Source organism: Enterobacter sp. V87_3 (assembly GCF_029967835.1).
GTDB classification, from domain to species: domain Bacteria; phylum Pseudomonadota; class Gammaproteobacteria; order Enterobacterales; family Enterobacteriaceae; genus Enterobacter; species Enterobacter cancerogenus.
The window spans coordinates 308,125-327,002 of the sequence record NZ_JASCAM010000023.1 but is presented as its reverse complement, the minus strand read 5'-3'; the positions used below and the strand labels follow the sequence as shown (position 1 = coordinate 327,002).

At 53.0% G+C, this 18,878-nt stretch carries 22 protein-coding genes and 1 pseudogene; 13 read left to right on the top strand and 10 right to left on the bottom strand.

All coding sequences use genetic code 11. The features are described from left to right. The first annotated feature begins 704 nt into the window (after window positions 1-704). The 6 genes from oppA (at window position 705) to QLG21_RS12575 (ending at window position 7,169) form a co-directional block, all read left to right on the top strand. Window positions 705-2,336 (top strand): oligopeptide ABC transporter substrate-binding protein OppA, encoded by a 1,632-nt coding sequence (gene oppA / locus QLG21_RS12600; protein WP_282484537.1) that lies wholly within the window; start codon window positions 705-707, stop codon window positions 2,334-2,336. An 81-nt stretch (window positions 2,337-2,417) separates the two neighbouring features. Continuing rightward, complete coding sequence (oppB, locus tag QLG21_RS12595; RefSeq protein WP_006175829.1) at window positions 2,418-3,338, top strand: oligopeptide ABC transporter permease OppB; 921 nt, start codon at window positions 2,418-2,420, stop codon at window positions 3,336-3,338. A gap of 12 nt (window positions 3,339-3,350) precedes the next feature. Next, a complete protein-coding gene (gene oppC / locus QLG21_RS12590; protein ID WP_006175828.1) occupies window positions 3,351-4,259 on the top strand; it encodes an oligopeptide ABC transporter permease OppC in 909 nt (302 codons plus the stop codon). 11 nt (window positions 4,260-4,270) lie between these two features. After that, window positions 4,271-5,284 (top strand): ABC transporter ATP-binding protein, encoded by a 1,014-nt coding sequence (locus QLG21_RS12585; RefSeq protein ID WP_137848750.1) that lies wholly within the window; start codon window positions 4,271-4,273, stop codon window positions 5,282-5,284. After that, on the top strand, window positions 5,281-6,285 hold the full coding sequence (oppF, locus tag QLG21_RS12580; RefSeq protein ID WP_006175824.1) for a murein tripeptide/oligopeptide ABC transporter ATP-binding protein OppF: 1,005 nt from the start codon (window positions 5,281-5,283) through the stop codon (window positions 6,283-6,285). Before QLG21_RS12585 ends, oppF begins: the two co-directional genes overlap by 4 nt. Window positions 6,286-6,299: 14 nt before the next feature. Next, window positions 6,300-7,169, top strand: a complete 870-nt coding sequence (locus QLG21_RS12575) for an ion transporter (protein ID WP_282484536.1) — start codon at window positions 6,300-6,302, stop codon at window positions 7,167-7,169. Window positions 7,170-7,200: 31 nt separating this feature from the next. Here the strand turns inward: QLG21_RS12575 and QLG21_RS12570 are convergent, their stop codons facing one another. Both QLG21_RS12570 and cls read right to left on the bottom strand, forming a co-directional pair. Then, window positions 7,201-7,530: an HI1450 family dsDNA-mimic protein gene (locus QLG21_RS12570; RefSeq protein ID WP_003856748.1), complete on the bottom strand. Its 330-nt coding sequence runs from the start codon at window positions 7,528-7,530 to the stop codon at window positions 7,201-7,203. Between the two features lie 33 nt (window positions 7,531-7,563). Continuing rightward, entirely contained in the window at window positions 7,564-9,024 is a 1,461-nt protein-coding gene (cls, locus tag QLG21_RS12565) for a cardiolipin synthase (protein WP_137848747.1), read from the bottom strand. 143 nt (window positions 9,025-9,167) lie between these two features. On the opposite strand from cls, the gene QLG21_RS12560 reads away from it, so the two are divergent. The 3 genes from QLG21_RS12560 (at window position 9,168) to leuE (ending at window position 10,713) form a co-directional block, all read left to right on the top strand. Next, window positions 9,168-9,341, top strand: a complete 174-nt coding sequence (locus QLG21_RS12560; RefSeq protein ID WP_137848746.1) for a YciY family protein — start codon at window positions 9,168-9,170, stop codon at window positions 9,339-9,341. A gap of 259 nt (window positions 9,342-9,600) precedes the next feature. Beyond that, a complete protein-coding gene (locus QLG21_RS12555) occupies window positions 9,601-10,011 on the top strand; it encodes an Exc2 family lipoprotein (RefSeq protein ID WP_282484535.1) in 411 nt (136 codons plus the stop codon). Window positions 10,012-10,077: 66 nt separating this feature from the next. Further along, window positions 10,078-10,713 (top strand): leucine efflux protein LeuE, encoded by a 636-nt coding sequence (gene leuE, locus QLG21_RS12550; RefSeq protein WP_282484534.1) that lies wholly within the window; start codon window positions 10,078-10,080, stop codon window positions 10,711-10,713. A 44-nt stretch (window positions 10,714-10,757) separates the two neighbouring features. On the opposite strand, the gene QLG21_RS12545 is transcribed toward leuE, so the two are convergent. Then, window positions 10,758-11,054 carry a YciI family protein gene (locus QLG21_RS12545; protein ID WP_282484533.1) on the bottom strand — a complete coding sequence of 99 codons (297 nt, stop codon included), beginning with the start codon at window positions 11,052-11,054 and terminating at the stop codon, window positions 10,758-10,760. Window positions 11,055-11,276: 222 nt separating this feature from the next. On the opposite strand from QLG21_RS12545, the gene tonB reads away from it, so the two are divergent. Beyond that, window positions 11,277-12,008, top strand: a complete 732-nt coding sequence (gene tonB / locus QLG21_RS12540) for a TonB system transport protein TonB (RefSeq protein WP_042319954.1) — start codon at window positions 11,277-11,279, stop codon at window positions 12,006-12,008. 42 nt (window positions 12,009-12,050) lie between these two features. Here the strand turns inward: tonB and yciA are convergent, their stop codons facing one another. The 4 genes and pseudogenes from yciA to QLG21_RS12520 form a co-directional block, all read right to left on the bottom strand. Then, window positions 12,051-12,446: an acyl-CoA thioester hydrolase YciA gene (gene yciA, locus QLG21_RS12535; protein WP_006175758.1), complete on the bottom strand. Its 396-nt coding sequence runs from the start codon at window positions 12,444-12,446 to the stop codon at window positions 12,051-12,053. Window positions 12,447-12,548: 102 nt separating this feature from the next. Further along, window positions 12,549-13,088 carry a septation protein A gene (locus tag QLG21_RS12530; RefSeq protein WP_006175757.1) on the bottom strand — a complete coding sequence of 180 codons (540 nt, stop codon included), beginning with the start codon at window positions 13,086-13,088 and terminating at the stop codon, window positions 12,549-12,551. A 57-nt stretch (window positions 13,089-13,145) separates the two neighbouring features. Then, window positions 13,146-13,889, bottom strand: a complete 744-nt coding sequence (locus QLG21_RS12525; RefSeq protein ID WP_137848743.1) for a YciC family protein — start codon at window positions 13,887-13,889, stop codon at window positions 13,146-13,148. Between the two features lie 25 nt (window positions 13,890-13,914). Then, window positions 13,915-14,004 (bottom strand): annotated as a pseudogene (locus QLG21_RS12520) (YkgJ family cysteine cluster protein); the annotation flags it as partial. A 252-nt stretch (window positions 14,005-14,256) separates the two neighbouring features. Here QLG21_RS12520 and ompW point away from each other — a divergent pair. Together ompW and QLG21_RS12510 are read left to right on the top strand one after the other, a co-directional pair. After that, window positions 14,257-14,889, top strand: coding sequence for an outer membrane protein OmpW (ompW, locus tag QLG21_RS12515; protein ID WP_137848742.1), 633 nt, complete (start codon window positions 14,257-14,259; stop codon window positions 14,887-14,889). A gap of 136 nt (window positions 14,890-15,025) precedes the next feature. Next, the gene (locus QLG21_RS12510; RefSeq protein ID WP_171007372.1) at window positions 15,026-15,181 is read left to right on the top strand and encodes a hypothetical protein; all 156 of its coding nucleotides are present in this window, start codon (window positions 15,026-15,028) and stop codon (window positions 15,179-15,181) included. Between the two features lie 501 nt (window positions 15,182-15,682). Here the strand turns inward: QLG21_RS12510 and yedF are convergent. From yedF to QLG21_RS12495, 3 genes are all read right to left on the bottom strand, one after another. Further along, window positions 15,683-15,916 (bottom strand): sulfurtransferase-like selenium metabolism protein YedF, encoded by a 234-nt coding sequence (yedF, locus tag QLG21_RS12505; protein WP_006175744.1) that lies wholly within the window; start codon window positions 15,914-15,916, stop codon window positions 15,683-15,685. Next, window positions 15,913-17,124 carry a selenium metabolism membrane protein YedE/FdhT gene (yedE, locus tag QLG21_RS12500; protein ID WP_282484532.1) on the bottom strand — a complete coding sequence of 404 codons (1,212 nt, stop codon included), beginning with the start codon at window positions 17,122-17,124 and terminating at the stop codon, window positions 15,913-15,915. The genes yedF and yedE overlap by 4 nt, the downstream gene beginning before the upstream one ends. Window positions 17,125-17,340: 216 nt before the next feature. Then, window positions 17,341-18,240, bottom strand: a complete 900-nt coding sequence (locus QLG21_RS12495; protein ID WP_035897671.1) for a LysR family transcriptional regulator — start codon at window positions 18,238-18,240, stop codon at window positions 17,341-17,343. Window positions 18,241-18,467: 227 nt separating this feature from the next. Here QLG21_RS12495 and QLG21_RS12490 point away from each other — a divergent pair, with 227 nt between their 5' ends. Then, window positions 18,468-18,818 carry a cyclophilin-like fold protein gene (locus QLG21_RS12490; RefSeq protein WP_080172362.1) on the top strand — a complete coding sequence of 117 codons (351 nt, stop codon included), beginning with the start codon at window positions 18,468-18,470 and terminating at the stop codon, window positions 18,816-18,818. Window positions 18,819-18,878 lie beyond the last annotated feature (60 nt).

The window sequence follows — 18,878 nt, the reverse complement described above, 5'->3', positions numbered from 1 at the left end:
AATAAAGTTGAAATGCGCACACGTCATAATAAATTCTACTAATAATCCGCGCTTTATACATTTCAATGGGTTAGATATTCGCTCTCACATCCTCTGCACATAAATCCTGCAATCGATCTGTTATTTTTCTCACATGATACTCTGGGGCTTGCTGAGAGATAACCGAAATGATATTAGTAATTTCAACGTTCCCCCAGAGGAATGTGCTAAATAATAATCAATTGTTAATTTTTTGTACAAAACCAGTCGAACGAAGCGCAGCGACGCGCTCGCAGAAGTATCTTTCTGTATCGTATTGAATAGCAGGGCATTTCCCTGATGTTTGATCTCAGGCAAGGCAGCCCCCTAAAAGACGGTCTCTACCGTAAAAGAGAATTGCTTAACAAATTTGCAAAATGTATTGGCGAGAGCTGACGCCATTTGGTACTTTCCGGCCTTATATTTTGCAGCCGTAAACAAGTAGATGAGAATTATTTTCAAATAGTTTTCTTCTCAAATATCTCAGGCGCGTCGCGGACAGGGCGGCGTACCCGGAATCGACGCAAGACCGCCACACGAGCGGTCAGTAATAAAGAAGTCGGTGATAGCAAGAAGTAAAAAAGAACCTGACAGCAGCAAAAAAAACTCCTGCGCTGTACAGGCCCCCGAAGGGGATTACACAACTGGCGAAGGCCGGTCATTATAATGAGTGGAGTACCAACACAATGTCCATCATCACAAAAAAAAGTCTGGTCGCGGCGGGAATTTTAACTGCGCTAATCGCGGGCAACGCTGCAATGGCAGCAGACGTGCCGGCAGGGGTTCAACTGGCTGAGAAGCAAACGCTGGTTCGTAATAACGGCGCTGAAGTTCAGTCTCTCGATCCGCACAAAATCGAAGGTGTTCCTGAGTCAAACGTTAACCGCGACCTGTTTGAAGGTCTGCTGGTGACCGACGTTGACGGCCACCCGGCGCCGGGTGTTGCTGAGAAATGGGAAAATAAAGATTTCAAAGTCTGGACCTTCCATTTGCGTAAAGATGCAAAATGGTCCGACGGTACACCGGTTACCGCTGAAGATTTCGTTTATAGCTGGCAGCGTCTGGCAAATCCTAATACCGCCTCTCCGTATGCGAGCTATCTGCAGTATGGTCACATCGCCAATATCGATGACATCATCACGGGTAAAAAACCGGTGACTGACCTTGGCGTAAAAGCCATTGATGCAAACACATTTGAAGTGACGTTGAGCGAGCCTGTTCCGTACTTCTACAAACTGCTGGTACACCCGTCCGTCTCCCCGGTTCCAAAAGCGGCCATCGAGAAGTTTGGTGAAAAATGGACCCAGCCTGCGAATATCGTCACCAATGGCGCTTATAAGCTGAAAGACTGGGTGGTCAACGAGCGTATGGTGCTGGAGCGTAACACCAACTACTGGGATAACGCGAAGACCGTCATTAACCAGGTGACCTATCTGCCAATCGCTTCTGAAGTGACGGACGTTAACCGCTACCGCAGCGGTGAAATCGACATGACCTATAACAACATGCCGATTGAACTGTTCCAGAAGCTGAAAAAAGAAATTCCGAAAGAAGTGCATGTCGATCCTTACCTGTGCACTTACTACTATGAAATCAACAACCAGAAAGCACCGTTTACCGACGTGCGCGTTCGTACCGCGCTTAAGCTGGCGCTGGACCGCGATATCATCGTTAACAAAGTGAAGAACCAGGGTGACCTGCCAGCATACAGCTACACGCCTCCGTACACCGATGGCGCGAAACTGACCGAGCCAGAGTGGTTCAAAATGACGCAGGAACAGCGTAACGCCGAAGCGAAAAAATTGCTGGCCGAAGCCGGGTATACCGCTGACAAGCCGCTAACCTTCAGCCTGCTGTACAATACCTCGGATCTGCATAAAAAACTGGCTATCGCTGTCGCATCCATCTGGAAGAAAAACCTGGGTGCGAACGTGAAGCTGGAAAACCAGGAGTGGAAGACCTTCCTCGACACGCGTCATCAGGGCACCTTTGACGTTGCGCGCGCAGGCTGGTGTGCGGACTATAACGAACCGACGTCCTTCCTGAATACCATGCTGAGCGACAGCTCCAACAACACCGCGCACTATAAGAGCCCGGCGTTTGACAAGCTGATTGGCGATACGCTGAAAACCACTGACGACGCGCAGCGCGCTGAACTCTATTCAAAAGCGGAGCAGCAGCTGGATAAAGATTCCGCGATCGTGCCGGTTTACTACTACGTGAACGCCCGTCTAGTTAAGCCATGGGTTGGGGGTTACACAGGTAAAGACCCGATGGATAATATCTCTGTCAAAAACTTATATATTATCAAGCATTAATGGCAATGAGTGGGGCGGGTATACTCGCCCCACGGTGTCTAATCATCATCACATAAAGGCACACGCCAGAAGGTACGGGCAATGTTGAAATTTATCCTGCGTCGCTGTTTAGAAGCGATTCCAACGCTGTTTATTCTTATTACAATTTCCTTCTTTATGATGCGTTTGGCCCCGGGCAGTCCTTTTACCGGTGAGCGCACGCTGCCGCCAGAAGTCATGGCCAACATCGAAGCGAAATATCATTTAAACGATCCTATCACCACCCAATACTTCAATTATCTGAAGCAGCTGGCGCACGGGGATTTTGGGCCGTCATTCAAATATAAAGACTATTCCGTTAACGACCTGGTGGCCTCCAGCTTCCCGGTATCGGCGAAATTAGGCGCGGCGGCATTTATTCTGGCCGTGGTTCTCGGCGTCACGGCGGGCGTTATCGCCGCGTTGAAACAAAATACCCGATGGGATTACGCCGTGATGGGGGTGGCAATGACCGGGGTGGTCATACCCAGCTTCGTAGTCGCGCCATTACTGGTCATGATATTCGCCATCACGCTGAAATGGCTGCCCGGGGGCGGCTGGAACGGTGGGGCAATACAATTTATGATTTTGCCGATGGTGGCGCTCTCGCTGGCCTACATCGCCAGTATCGCGCGTATCACCCGTGGTTCGATGATTGAAGTGTTGCACTCAAACTTCATCCGTACCGCGCGCGCAAAAGGGCTGCCGATGCGCCGCATCATCTTCCGCCATGCGCTTAAGCCTGCGCTTTTACCGGTGCTGTCGTACATGGGCCCGGCCTTCGTGGGGATCATCACCGGTTCAATGGTTATAGAAACCATTTATGGCCTGCCGGGTATTGGTCAGCTGTTTGTTAACGGTGCACTTAACCGTGACTATTCACTCGTTCTTAGCCTCACCATCCTTGTGGGGGCACTGACCATTCTCTTTAACGCCGTTGTCGATGTGCTGTATGCCGTTATCGACCCGAAAATCCGTTACTAACTGGAGCTCGCCATGATGTTGAGTAAGAAAAACAGCGAGGCGCTGGAAAACTTCAGTGAAAAACTGGAAGTCGAAGGTCGTAGCCTCTGGCAGGACGCCCGGCGGCGTTTTATGCATAACCGTGCAGCGGTTGCCAGCCTGATTGTTCTGGTGATTATTGCGCTGTTTGTCACCCTGGCACCCATGCTGTCGCAGTTCAGCTATTTCGATACTGACTGGGGCATGATGTCGAGCGCGCCGGATATGGAATCCGGCCACTATTTCGGTACCGACTCCTCAGGGCGTGACCTGCTGGTCCGCGTGGCTATTGGTGGGCGCATTTCGCTGATGGTCGGGATCGCCGCCGCGCTGGTGGCCGTGATCCTGGGCACGCTTTACGGTTCGCTTTCCGGCTACCTGGGCGGCAAAGTGGATTCCGTGATGATGCGTCTGCTTGAGATCCTTAACTCCTTCCCGTTCATGTTCTTCGTTATTCTGCTGGTGACCTTCTTTGGTCAAAATATCCTGCTGATCTTCGTGGCCATTGGGATGGTCTCCTGGCTGGACATGGCGCGTATTGTGCGTGGGCAAACGCTCAGCCTGAAGCGAAAAGAGTTTATCGAAGCCGCCCAGGTGGGTGGGGTTTCCACAGGGAATATCGTGGTTCGCCACATCGTCCCAAACGTGCTGGGCGTCGTTGTGGTCTATGCCTCGCTGCTGGTGCCAAGCATGATCCTGTTTGAATCTTTCCTGAGCTTCCTGGGGCTGGGTACGCAAGAGCCACTGAGCAGCTGGGGCGCGCTGCTGAGCGATGGGGCAAACTCAATGGAAGTCTCTCCATGGCTGCTGCTGTATCCGGCGGGCTTCCTGGTTGTCACCCTGTTCTGTTTCAACTTTATCGGCGATGGCCTGCGTGATGCCCTCGACCCGAAAGACCGTTAAGGAGCGCCGTCATGACAATTATTGAAACGGCATCTGTGCCGCAGGCGCAACAGCAGGAAAGCATTCTGCTGGACGTCAAAGATCTCCGCGTGACGTTTAACACGCCAGATGGCGATGTTACCGCCGTTAACGATCTGAACTTCAGCCTGCGGGCCGGTGAAACCCTCGGTATTGTGGGCGAGTCCGGTTCAGGTAAATCGCAAACGGCGTTTGCGCTGATGGGCCTGCTGGCGCAAAACGGGCGTATCGGGGGATCTGCCACCTTCAACGGAAAAGAGATCCTCAACCTGCCGGAGCATCAGCTGAACAGGCTGCGCGCCGAGCAAATCTCAATGATTTTCCAGGACCCAATGACCTCCCTGAACCCGTATATGCGCGTGGGCGAGCAGCTGATGGAAGTGCTTATGCTGCATAAAGGGCTGGGTAAAGCGGAAGCGTTTGAGGAGTCCGTAAAAATGCTCGATGCGGTAAAAATGCCGGAAGCGCGCAAGCGCATGCGCATGTTCCCGCACGAGTTTTCCGGCGGCATGCGCCAGCGCGTAATGATCGCCATGGCGCTGCTGTGCAGGCCAAAGCTGCTGATTGCCGATGAGCCCACTACCGCGCTGGACGTGACCGTTCAGGCGCAGATCATGACTCTGTTGAATGAGCTTAAGCGTGAATTTAACACCGCCATTATCATGATCACCCACGATTTGGGCGTCGTCGCGGGCATCTGCGATAAAGTGCTGGTGATGTACGCCGGGCGTACTATGGAGTATGGCAAGGCCCGAGACGTGTTCTACCAGCCTGCCCATCCGTATTCGATTGGCCTGCTGAACGCCGTTCCGCGTCTTGATGCGGAAGGGGAGTCTCTGCTGACCATTCCAGGCAACCCGCCGAACCTGCTGCGTTTACCGAAAGGTTGTCCGTTCCAGCCGCGCTGCCCGCACGCGATGGAAATCTGTAACAGCGCGCCGCCGCTGGAAGCGTTTGCCCCAGGCCGTCTGCGCGCCTGCTATAAGCCGCTGGAGGAACTGGTATGAACGCCATAGATGAAAAAAGAAACGTGCTGCTCGAAATCGCCGATCTCAAGGTTCATTTCGATATCAAAGATGGCAAACAGTGGTTCTGGCAGCCCTCTAAAACCCTTAAGGCGGTTGATGGCGTAACGCTTCGTCTGTACGAAGGGGAAACGCTGGGCGTGGTGGGTGAGTCCGGCTGCGGCAAATCCACCTTTGCGCGCGCGATTATCGGTCTGGTGAAAGCGACCGACGGCAAAGTAGCGTGGCTGGGCAAAGATCTGCTGGGCATGAAGCCGGATGAATGGCGCGCGGTACGCAGCGACATCCAGATGATTTTCCAGGATCCGCTGGCGTCGCTAAACCCGCGTATGACCATCGGGGAGATCATCGCCGAGCCGCTGCGCACTTACCATCCTAAGATGTCGCGTCAGGAAGCGCGCGACCGCGTCAAGGCAATGATGATGAAGGTGGGTTTGCTGCCTAACCTCATCAACCGCTATCCGCACGAGTTCTCCGGCGGCCAGTGCCAGCGTATCGGCATTGCGCGTGCGCTGATCCTCGAGCCGAAGCTGATTATCTGCGATGAGCCTGTCTCCGCGCTGGACGTGTCCATCCAGGCACAGGTGGTGAACCTGCTGCAAAAGCTGCAGCGTGAAATGGGCCTGTCGCTGATTTTCATCGCGCATGACCTGGCGGTCGTGAAGCACATCTCCGACCGCGTACTGGTGATGTACCTGGGTCACGCCGTTGAGCTAGGCACGTACGATGAGGTGTACCATAACCCGTTGCACCCGTACACCAAAGCGCTGATGTCCGCGGTGCCTGTTCCGGATCCCGATCTGGAAAAGAATAAAACCATCCAGCTTCTGGAGGGTGAACTGCCGTCGCCCATTAACCCGCCATCGGGCTGCGTTTTCCGTACGCGCTGTCCTATTGCCGGGCCGGAATGTGCAAAAACGAGACCGGTTCTGGAAGGCAGTTTCCGACATGCGGTTTCCTGCCTGAAAGTAGACCCGTTATAATCGCAAGGGCTGACATGATGTCAGCCCTTATTATTTGCGAGGTTAATGTGTCGCGATTATTCACGTCGGCCCGTCAGCGGCTGTATCACCTGTTATTCGATCCCCATACGGTGTCCGGGCGGCGCTTTGAGGGGCTGTGCGGATTATTTGCGCTGATAAGCGTGATCATTATCTTTGTCGAATCCGGCGCCGGGACGCAATATCACCTGACCTTTGATGAATGGCACGTCTTTGTCTGGCTGGAACTGATCGTCACCCTGGTCTTTACCCTTGAGTTTATTTTACGCGTCGCCTGCTGGCCTAATCCGGCAAAATACGTTTTCAGCTTCTGGGGCTTTATTGATTTAGCCACCATCCTGCCACTGTACGTTATGTGGCTCTGGCCGGAAATCAGCCTGAACTATGTGTTTGCCTGGCGAGCCATGCGCGCCATTCGCGTGCTGCGTATTTTAAAACTGCTGCGGTTTATGCCGTCGCTGAGGGTATTTTGGGTGGCGATCGTCAGCGCGCGACATCAGCTCATTCTCTTTTATTCGTTTATTGCGATCGTGATGATTGTCTTCGGATCGCTGATGTATTTAATTGAGGGGCCAAAATACGGCTTCACCACGTTGAATGCGTCGGTGTATTGGGCCATCGTAACGGTCACCACCGTGGGCTACGGCGATATTACCCCGCACACGCCGCTGGGGCGCATTGTGGCATCGGTGCTTATTCTGATTGGCTATTCGGTGATTGCGATCCCGACGGGGCTGATCACCACGCACATGAGCAGCGCATTTCAAAGCCGTCAGCAGCAGAGGAAATGCCCGAATTGTCAGCAGGGGAATCATGAACACAGCGCACGGTTTTGTCACCGCTGTGGAAGTCACTTACCGGAGTAAATAAAAAAGGCTGCTATCGCAGCCTTTTTTATCACTCGCGCCACAAAATATGGCACAGCTTGTGGTCTTTCTCGCGACAGAGCAGTACGCGGGCGAAGATATCGTTAATTTCACCGCCATCTTCATCGGCAAGACCAATCACCACCTCGGCGAAGAAATCCGGATTGAGATCGAAATCGACATGTTCGGCCCAGTCTTCGGCCGGGTCGAACAGTTCGGCGCCGCCGCGCTCTTCGAACTGCAGATTAAAGAGGATCACGTCGGCCGGGTCTAGATTGTCCACCGCCAGTTCGAGAAAAATGTCATAGGCCTGCTCGAGCGTTTCGTCTTCGGTCAGGCGATTATTCAGATCCATTTCCATGATGACTACCTGTTTAACATCGTTGGGCACGTTTTACAGCAACGGACTAAAGAAGTAAAACAGTCGTTCGGCAATTCGCTGCCACAGCGGACGTTTCACCCACAGCCTGGCGTCCAGCAGGCGCGAGCGCGAGATGTAATCATCCTGAACCGCCGCCAGATCGCCGCCAAAACCGGCGTCATCAATCACCAGAGTGATCTCAAAGTTGAGCCACAGGCTGCGCATATCGAGGTTCACGGTTCCCACGAGACTCAGTTCGCCATCAACCAGCACGCTCTTGGTATGTAGCAATCCGCCTTCAAACTGATAGATTTTCACGCCTGCGGCAAGCAGTTCGCTGAAGAATGCGCGGCTTGCCCAGCCCACCAGCAGCGAGTCATTCTTACGCGGCATAATAATGCTGACGTCAACGCCACGCTGCGCGGCGGTACAGATCGCATGCAGCAGATCATCACTCGGAACGAAGTAGGGGGTCGTCATGATCAAATACTCACGCGCGGAATAGGCCGCGGTGAGCAGCGCCTGATGGATCAGATCCTCCGGGAACCCCGGGCCGGACGCGATAGTGTGGATGGTGTGGCCGCTGGCCTCTTCAAATGGCATGATATTGCCGTCTGGCGGTGGCGGCAGGATGCGTTTGCCGGTCTCAATTTCCCAGTCACAGGAGTAAACGATGCCCATCGACGTCGCCACCGGGCCTTCCATACGCGCCATCAGGTCGATCCACTGTCCGACACCGGAATCTTGTTTGAAGAAGCGGGGGTCAACCATGTTCATGCTGCCGGTGTAGGCAATATAGTTATCAATCAGGATCATCTTACGGTGCTGGCGCAGATCCATGCGTCGCAGGAAAACACGCAGCAGGTTAACCTTGAGTGCCTCCACCACTTCGATACCCGCATTGCGCATCATACCGGCCCAGGGGCTGCGGAAAAACGCGACGCTCCCTGCGGAGTCGAGCATAAGGCGGCAGTGGATCCCACGACGCGCGGCCGCCATCAGTGACTCGGCAACCTGGTCCGCCATCCCGCCCGGCTGCCAGATGTAAAACACCATCTCGATGTTGTGGCGCGCAAGCTGAATGTCACGGATCAGCGCCTGCATCACATCATCGGAGGTGGTCATCAGCTGCAACTGGTTCCCCTTGACGCCGCCAATTCCCTGGCGCCGCTCGCACAGCTGAAACAGCGATGCCGCGACGCTGCTATTTTCTTCCGCAAAGATATGTTTGCAGGCTTTGAGATCGTTAAGCCACTTTGCTGTCGATGGCCACATCGCGCGGGCGCGCTCTGCACGCCGTTTACCCAAATGGAGTTCGCCAAAAGAGAGATAGGCGATGATGCCCACCAGCGGCAGAATATAGATAATCAGAAGCCAGGCCATGGCAGAGGGTACGGCTCTGCGCTTCATCAGGATACGTAATGTCACCCCCGCGATTAACAGCCAGTATCCCAGAATGACCAGCCAACTCACCACGGTGTAGAAGGTTGTCATAGTTAAAAAATCCTTTTGAAAGCGTATTGTTATGAGTGTACGCATCAGGATTCATCTGGCAAATAAAAACGGCAGATAAAAGCGCTGGTTTGCCGCCAGGTTGGGTTTATAATGGCCTTTCTTATAAAGAAAGAGTTGTAGACATGAAGCGCAGTAGAAATGAAGTAGGGCGCTGGCGCATGTTGCGACAGGTGAGTCGTCGTAAGGCTCGTTGGCTGGAAGCACAATCCCGCCGCAATATGCGTATTCACGCCATCAGGAAATGTGGGCTTAGCCGACACCGTAATGCATTAGTGTTCGCGGTCCAGGATATCTGATCCCTACAGGGCACCGTCACGGTGCCCACAATGCCGCCAAAATCTATCATTATTTGCAGTCCCCGACAGAGCGCTTCAGCGGTATACTTTGCGCGCCTAATCTTATGAAATTACGAGAATGAATCCCTATTTGTGGGTCTTTATTGTGCTTTTAGCGCTGGACGCGCTCAGGGAAGAATTACAGCTGCCGACATTCTCTTCGCTGGCAGTATATATATACGCCTGGGCCACGCAGTGGATTGTTTAAAAAGGAAATGGAATGAACGGAAAACATATCGCGTTATTTCTCGGGATCGCGCTGCTCAGCGGGTGTGCGAATACAAAAACGTCACCCGAACGCCATGCGTATTATTTCGTCTCGCATAAATCCAGTTTTGTCGGGGGCAACTACACCTCGAGCGTCTCACAAAATTACCGACTGAACGTACCACAGTTCCGTGAGCTGTATGCCCGCGGCAAAGCGGACCGTGCCGCAGGCCGGACACAGGAGGAAGCGGCTGCCTATGCGCAGAGTATCCGCGACCAGCTAAAACAAGATGCGAGCACCGATCACTCGTTCAACGGCAACGCCAGTGACAAATGGACCTCCGGGATGGAGGAAAAAGACGCCATCCTGTTTGGCAATGAACTGGCCGCGTCTTATCTTGACGGCTATAACGGCGTACAATAGCCGGGCGTTTTGGGAATATCGTCGTTGCAGCGATATTCTCGTCATTTTAAGCAAAAGGAGGGAGAGGTGTTTGCGGAGTTTGGTGTACTGAATTTTTGGACGTACGTTGTCGGCGCATTTTTTATTGTTCTGGTTCCAGGTCCGAATACCTTGTTTGTGCTGAAAACAGGGATTGGCCACGGTGTAAAAAAAGGTTATCTGGCCGCCACCGGGGTATTTATCGGCGACGCGGTACTGATGTTCCTGGCCTGGGCAGGTGTCGCTGCGCTTATCCAGACGACGCCGGTGTTATTCAATATTGTTCGTTATCTGGGCGCATTTTATCTGTTGTGGCTCGGGGGAAAAATACTCTGGTCAGTGGCTACACGGCAAAATAACGACGAACAGAGCGGTACAGAACCCGCCAGCATGATCATGAAGCGCTCGCTGGTGTTAAGCCTGACGAACCCAAAAGCGATTCTGTTCTACGTCTCGTTTTTTGTGCAGTTCATTGATGTGCGGGCAGAAAACACAGGCACCTCTTTCCTGATCCTTGCTACAACGCTCGAGCTTATCAGCTTTATGTATATGAGCTTCCTGATCTTCTCCGGCGCGTTTGTCACGCGCTACCTGAAAACCAAAAAGAAACTGGCGACGCTGGGAAATGGTTTGATAGGGCTGCTGTTTGTGGGCTTTGCGGCGAGGCTGGCATCACTACACTGAGTAAAATCAGTCGAAAAAAGGCTCCTGATGGAGCCTTTCTTATATCAAAATACTTTCTTGTAAGGCCGCACGGTTACCTTTGCATACACGCCCGCCGCGACATACGGATCCGCGTCAGCCCAGGCCTGCGCGGTTTCCAGTGATTCGAATTCAGCAATGACCGTCGAGCCTGAAAAACCCGCCGCACCCGGATCGTTGCTGTCTACGGCAGGCATTGGGCCTGCGGTCAATAATTTGCCTTCATCCTGAAGCAGCTGCAGGCGAGCCAGGTGCGCAGGGCGTACAGAAAGGCGTTTTTCCAGGGAGTCGGCGTTATCTTCGGCGTAAATCACATAAAGCACGGGGGTAGCTCCTTAACCAGTAAAAGTGTCAATTACGTTATGTGAAAGGGCAACTGACTGCAATGTAAAGATAAAAACAATGTTAATACCCTGATCTGAGTGCGCTTTTTTTGGGGTTTCTTGCGCTTAAATTGCCCCGCATCAAAGTGACTTGTTGAATATGATTGCTATTTGCATTTAAAATCGAGGTCCGGTTTTTAAACGTTGATGATTATGACTTCGATGACCCTAGATTTACCTCGCCGCTTTCCATGGCCGACGCTGCTTTCCGTGGTTATCCACGGCGCTGTCGTGGCGGGTCTGCTCTATACCTCGGTTCATCAGGTTATTGAAATGCCAGCGCCCGCGCAGCCTATTTCTGTGACCATGGTATCGCCTGCGGATCTTGAGCCGCCGCAGGTTGCGCCACCGCCACAGCCCGTTGCTGAGCCAGAACCGGAGCCAGAGCCTGAACCCGTTCCGGAGCCGCCGAAAGAAGCGCCCGTGGTGATCCACAAGCCGGAGCCAAAACCCAAACCTAAACCTAAACCGAAGCCAAAGCCGGTGAAGAAGGTGGAAGAGCGCCCGAAACGTGAAACGCGTCCGGTTGAGCCACGCGCAACGCAGACGGTCGAAAATGCTGCGCCGTCGCGCCCGCTAATGAATAGCGCGCCTGCAGCGGCAAAACCAACGGTATCCGCGCCTGCGGGGCCTCGCGCCCTCAGCCGTAACCAACCGCAATATCCGGCGCGCGCGCAGGCCCTGCGTATTGAAGGGCGTGTGCGGGTCAAATTTGACGTAACCTCTGATGGCCGCGTCGAGAACGTAGAGGTCCTGTCTGCACAGCCTTCTAATATGTTCGAGCGTGAGGTGAAGTCAGCCATGAGAAAATGGCGTTATGAAGCCGGCAAGCCGGGTCGTGGGTTGATTGTGAATATTGTGTTCCGCCTGAACGGTGGGGCACAGATGGAATAAAAGAAAAAGCCTCCGGACCGGAGGCTTTTTTTTGTCTGAATATCAGGCCTGCGGCAGTGGCCGGGGTTTGCCCGCGTTATCTACCGCCACGTAGATAAACAGCGCTTCCGTTGCCTTATAACGCTGCCCAATTGGCTCAGAAGAGACTTTTTTCACCCACACTTCAATATTGATAGAAATAGACGTATTGCCGCGCTTAACACAGCGCGCGTAACAGCAGACAACGTCACCCACAGCCACTGGTCGAAGGAAGGTCATGCCGTCTACCCGGACGGTTACAACCCGCCCGTGTGCAATCTCTTTTGCCAGGATCGCGCCGCCCATATCCATTTGCGACATAAGCCAGCCGCCAAAAATATCGCCGTTAGCATTGGTGTCTGCGGGCATTGCCAGCGTGCGCAATACCAGTTCGCCCTGAGGGGCGTCATTTTTTGTCATTGTTTTTACTCGTAACTGAAGACTTCAGGCGGGATGCTACTATGATTTCGGGCTGGAGAGAATAGACCGGAGCGCATGTAATTTGCGCTCCGGTAATGTTTATCAGTGCTTCTCGTCCTGAGGCATATGACGATAGATATACACCCCGCTTAACAGGGTGAAGATCAGCGTTAACGCCGTCAGGCCAAAGACCTTGAAATTGACCCAAATATTCTGTGGCAGCCAGAAGGCGATATAGATATTGGCGAGGCCACATAAAATAAAGAACACCGCCCAGGCGATATTCAGGCGGGACCAGACGTGCTGCGGCAGCGTCAGCTCTTTACCCAGCATACGCTGGATCAGCGGCTTTTTCATAATCCACTGGCTAATCAGCAATGCACCAGCGAACAGGCCATAAATGACGGTCACCTTCCATTTGATAAACTCATCATTATGGAAGAACAGGGTTAATCCGCCAAAGACCGCGACCAGGACAAACGTCACCAGCGCCATTTTTTCAACTTTGCGATAGCGAACCCAGCTGTAAATCAGCACGATGGCTGTGGCGATAATCAGTGCCGTGGTGGCAGCATAGATGTCGTACAGCTTATAAAAGGCAAAAAAGACAACCAGCGGTAAAAAATCCAGAAACTGCTTCATTCTACAATCCCATCCTCTGAGTGGGGCCAGACACAGCGATGTGCCCGGCCATCAGGACTACTGACGAATTAACATATACAGGCGGAACAGGTAGACCAGCAGCACGGCTGAAATCAGGTTGCTCAGCGTATTAGCGACTACCGCACCCACATTGGGCGTTAATACGGCAAAGTTCGGCGCAAACAGCAGTAACAGCGTTTTAGCAAGCAGCCAGCCGATAACGGCCGGTGCGACCAGGCGCATATTCGACCAGGCCAGTCGGATGCTGCTGCGCATCGCGGTGAAGATCCCCATTTTGTCCTGGACCACCATCACCGGCGCGAAGGAGAGCACGATAGCCAGCAGCACGCCCGGTACCACGATCAGCATAATCCCCATCTGTACCAGCAGGGTGGTCAGAAAAATAAGGATAAACAGTTTCGGAAGAACAGGGGCGCTGGCACCGATGGCGCGCAGGGCGCTGATGCGTTGTCCGGCTGACACCAGCTGGATCATCAGCAGCACACCACCTGCGAGGATAGCATTGCCAATCAGGCCCGAGAAGGTGGACGCAGCCGATGCCCGCAGCAGGATTTGCTGCTGTTCAGGCGTCATGTTCTGCACCAGGTCAAACAGCCCTACGCTCCCTGCAAGGTTATCCCCCTGGCTGAGGCTGGCAATTTGTTCATCACTGGGTGAGAACGCATGACCCAGCACCACCGTGATAAAAGCGCACAACAACGCAATCAGTAAAAAGGTAATGAACTGATAGCGGAAAAAATTTCCCGTGTCACGGTAGACAGACTTCGCCGTGATAGACATGCACTCTCCTTGAGTATTGCAGGTGTTAATTAGCCGGCAATTGTACACCGGATAACGCCGCTGTGGCAGCATCAAGGGGTGTATGGAAAAGCATATCTTTGTAAAGCAGCGGTAAGAGTCAACTTTCCCGTCTTCAACGCCAGAATCTGCTCCCTCTCGTTTAGCGATGCTTAATGACATTTACCTGACCTGCAAATCCTTGAAATTTGATGTAGATACGCATTTACCCTCCAGAATTGCCCTTAAAAATTAACCCAGATCAATGAATGTTAAAGTATTGGTTTTAATGTGATCTGTGTTAGATCACTTATTACTTATTTGTGAGTATATTCACCACCGCTATGAAAACCACAACGATGGAGCGGATATGAAAAAATTAGCGGTGGCAGCCCTTATCTTAAGCAGTCTCTCTGGCGGCGCGTACGCGCACGAAGCAGGCGAATTCTTTATACGAGCCGGTTCAGCAACGGCCCGTCCAACCGAAGGATCGGATAACGTTCTGGGTCTGGGGGGCTTTAACGTCAGCAACAACACCCAGCTGGGCTTAACGTTCACCTATATGGCAACGGATAACATTGGCGTTGAATTACTGGCGGCCACGCCTTTCCGCCATCGCGTGGGGACGGGGCCAACCGGGGATATCGCTACGGTGCACCATTTGCCGCCTACGCTGATGGCGCAGTGGTATTTTGGTGACTCAAACAGCAAGGTGCGCCCGTATATCGGGGCAGGCGTGAACTACACCACCTTCTTTGATGAGAAATTTAACGATACCGGGAAAGCGGCAGGGCTTTCCGATCTCAGCCTGAAGGATTCCTGGGGCGTGGCGGGGCAGGTGGGGCTTGATTATCTGATTAACCGCGACTGGCTGATTAACGCCTCGGTCTGGTATATGGATATCGATACCGATGTTCGTTTCAAGGCCGGGGGTGAACAGCAGAGCATCAGCACTCGCCTCGATCCATGGGTGTTTATGTTCTCGGCGGGTTATCGCTTCTGATGCACGCGTTCAGCTGGCCGCGGCGCGGCCAGCCTCTTCAGAATGAGGGATAGACGGGTCGTTCATCCAGCTTAGCGCAGCGTTTAAGGCGCGTTTCGCCGTCATATAAATAGCTGAATGCATCGCTGGAGATGGAATGGAACAGAATATCACCGTTCGCAAACGGAATAATTTCGGTATCGCCGGAGCGCTTGTGACCAGCCCCGGTTTCAAAATTTCCCTGCCATTTTTCCTGCGTATGATCATAGACATGGAGGATAACCTCGACCAGCCCCCTGTCCGGGCAATTTAGACGTAAAAGCGTGGAAGAGAAATTGAGAGACGAAGCGTGACATGACACAAATAAAGAAATAAACAAAAGCGTTCTAAAAAACATTAACCCATTAAAGCCTTACTCAAACCAGACTTAAGATTTTACTTAAGTCAAGCCACTTAACTTTGCCCTCGATCAACAAGACTTAATTTTCAACGTGATAGCGATTGTCACTGGCGGATGGCGTTTGAAAAAAGACGATATATCCCTGTTGCCCCGATAATTCATGTAGTCTGGTTACTCCACATAGCTGGCTGGAGGGGATATCCCCGACATAAAATTTGAATGTCCGGTTTGTGCGGGTAAACGCTTTTATTTTACCAGGTTTAACCCGTCAGAAAACCAACCTCACGGTGCAGTCTGTTCCGTTTGCTCGACGCGACTCACCACGCATTCATGCCTACCTAAGCTCAAACGACGGCGCTGGCCTAAGCCCGTTAGCTGAATAAAGGCCTCGCCGAGGCCTTTTTAGATTGTGGTTTATTTCTGAATTAAATAACGAATAGTCGGACCATCCTGCTGAATATCCAGTACGGTATACCCGTGGTTTTTGGCATCCAGAGGGATGTTATTGATCGACTGAGGACAATCGCTTACCACTTCCAGAATCTCACCTTTTTTAAGCTGTGGCAGCGCTTCGAGTGTGGCGACGGCCGGGTACGGGCAAGGCTCGCCGACCATATCGAGGCGATAGTCAGGCACGATATCCTTCATGCGATATTCTCCTGTGTTTTAGTGCTGACAGGGCTGCGGCGGAAGAAGCGTTTTTCCTGCGCCACGACGAGTAAAAATGCGATTAACAGCAGGGCGTAGGTCACTAACAGGCCGCCGAGCGGGCCAAACGTCGCGAGCAGATTAACCTTATCCCAGTTGGTCGCCAGCACCGGGGAGAGATCATCCCAGAAATACGCCAGAATCGTTGAGCCAATCACGTTACCCAGACCGACCCACCAGTAATGCACCTGACCTTCCACGGCCCGGTACATCCAGCCCGTTTCGCAGCCGCCGGCCAGCACAATACCAAAGCCAAACAGCAGGCCGCCAATCACGGCGTTTGGACCTGCCCACATGATTTTTGGCTCAACGCCAAGCTGCACATAGCTGAAGATACCAATGGCGCTCACCGCCATCCCGGCAATAATCGCTTTTGCCATCATCGTGCGCCCGGTGATCCACATATCGCGAAACGCGCTGGTAAAGCAGATCTGAGCGCGTTCAATCAGCAGCCCAAAGCCGACGCCGAAAAGCATAGCCAGCCCAAGTTTCGGCTGGTTTAACGCGGTACAAAGTGCCCACGCAACCATCGCGAAAAAGATCAACATCCCAAGGCGGAAGCGACGACGGGCCTGAGCGGGCTTTTGCGTCAGCGGCGATGCCGCGCCCACTTTGACCATCTTCACGGGAATGCGAAACAGCGGGAGCAGGGTGAATTTAGCGCCAAAGTACGAGCCAATGGCCGTCGCCACAGCAAAGAACCAGGCGTGCAGAGAAAACTGAGGAATACCGGTAAAGAAAGCGGCAAGATTACAGCCCATTGCCAGCCGTGCGCCAAACCCGGCAATGATCCCGCCAACAACGGCCTGCATAATACGAATGCGGCTTTTTGGCATGCGGATCTTAACGTTGTTTGCCCACAGCGCTGCCGCAAAGCAGCCGCCGAACATACCGATAATCATCATCCCGTCGATGCGGGTCAGCGGCGTGCCGTCCAGATGAATCAGTTTGAAGTAGCCCCACTCTTCGGCATGCACCCCGGCCAGCTGTAACAGCTGTCCACCCCAGCGAGTAAACTCGCCGGTGACTGCCCAGAAGGTGCCGGTAATGCCAAAATAGTAAGTCGAAAGGATACCGGCTGCGATAACTGCCGGAACGGGTGACCAGAACTTAACCAGGTAAGTCTGCTTGAATTGCTGCCATGTCATGAAGATGCCTCTGAACTCAGAAGGTGTATGTGAAAACAACGGCCCGGAATATATACCTTTTTTCCTTTCTTCAAAACCTCCGCAAAACGTTCCTCAACTATTCCTCGCTTTTTTATGACCTTCATCATTAATCCGCGCTGGTGATGTCCTGGTCTGCTCTGTGCCAAAAGCGGACGTTCACGTCCGTTCTAGAAATATTGGCCCGATAATTCAGCGTTAAATTTTCCGGTTAATACGTAACGCATCCACAACGAGTGAAAACGCTGGGGAAGGCTGTTTACGGCTGGGATAATAAAGATAGTAGCCGGGAAAAGGACGGCACCATTCTTCAAGCACGCGGATCAGTTTTCCTTCCTGCAGATGTGTGCCGAACTCCTCTTCAGGTAAAAAGGCAATGCCCAGTCCGGCAAGAGCTGCGTCAACGACGTGTTCCGATGTGTTAAACGTCAGTTGCCCTTCAACCCGAACGTGAAATTTACCGTTTTCCTGCTCAAACTCCCAGGCGTAAATTTTCCCCGATTGAACCATGCGCTCATTAATACAGCAGTGTTGCATCAGATCGCGTGGCGTCTGAGGGGCGGCGCACCGGGCGAAATACTCAGGGGAAGCTACAGCCGCCATGCGCAGTTTCGGGCCAATGGGTACGGCTATCATATCTTTGTCGATAGTGTCTCCGAGCCGCACGCCGGCATCAAAACGATCCGCAACGATATCCCGGAAGCCGTGGTTGGCATCAAACTCAATATGAATATCAGGATATTCGCGTAACAGTGGTGTCAGCTTTGGCAGCAGCGTGGTCTTCAGAACATTAGGTCCACAGGTAATACGGACGGTCCCCGCAGGTTTATCACGCAGTGCCGTCAGCATGTCCAGCTCGGCTTCAATCTCATCAATACGATGGCCCACAGACTGCAGCAGGCGCTCCCCGGCTGCCGTCACTGACACACTGCGCGTGGTCCTTGTCAGCAGGCGGATTTGCATCCGTTCTTCCAGCCCGGAAATCGCCTGGCTCAGTGCGGGCTGGGTCACGCCGAGCTGGGCGGCAGCGCGCGTAAAGCTGCCCTCACGCGCCACGGTGACGAAAGAGAGTAAGTCGTTGAGATTGCGTCTGGCCATGCTCGTTTCCGGTCCATTTATAAATTTTACTTATAAGGGTATTAAGTATTCATTAGCTAGTTAACCCGCTGCATATTGGTAACAATAATGCGATGAAAAAGTCAACTCTAACCCTTATGCAAAACGCTTACTGCAGAACATCACTGCTGCTCATTGCCGGCCTGCTTTTCATCACGCAGTCCGCTATGGCGGGTGACAACGACCGGAGAGTGGCGCAGGAGACGCTTATGAAAATTGAGATCATTGTGGAGGGAGAAACCGCCACCGCCACCCTCTTTGATACGCCGACAGGCCGGGACTTTGCGTCTTTGCTTCCCCTCAGCCTGACGCTGGAAGACTATGACGATATTGAGCGTATAAGCGACCTGCCGCGCAGGCTTTCCACGGTGCAGGCACCGGACGGCATAACGCCGGAAGCCGGAGATATCACTTACTACGCGCCCTGGGGCAACCTGGCGATTTTTGCCCGGGGCAGGGCTTACGCCCGTTCACTGATCCCGTTAGGGAAAGTGGATTCCGGACTGCCGGTCCTGCAGCGCCACGGACCTCTTGCGGTGCAGATCAGGGTAGCCAACTGACCCATAGCATCTTCCGCACCGCGATTATCCCTCTTATCCCGTCACGTCCCCGTATGCCGT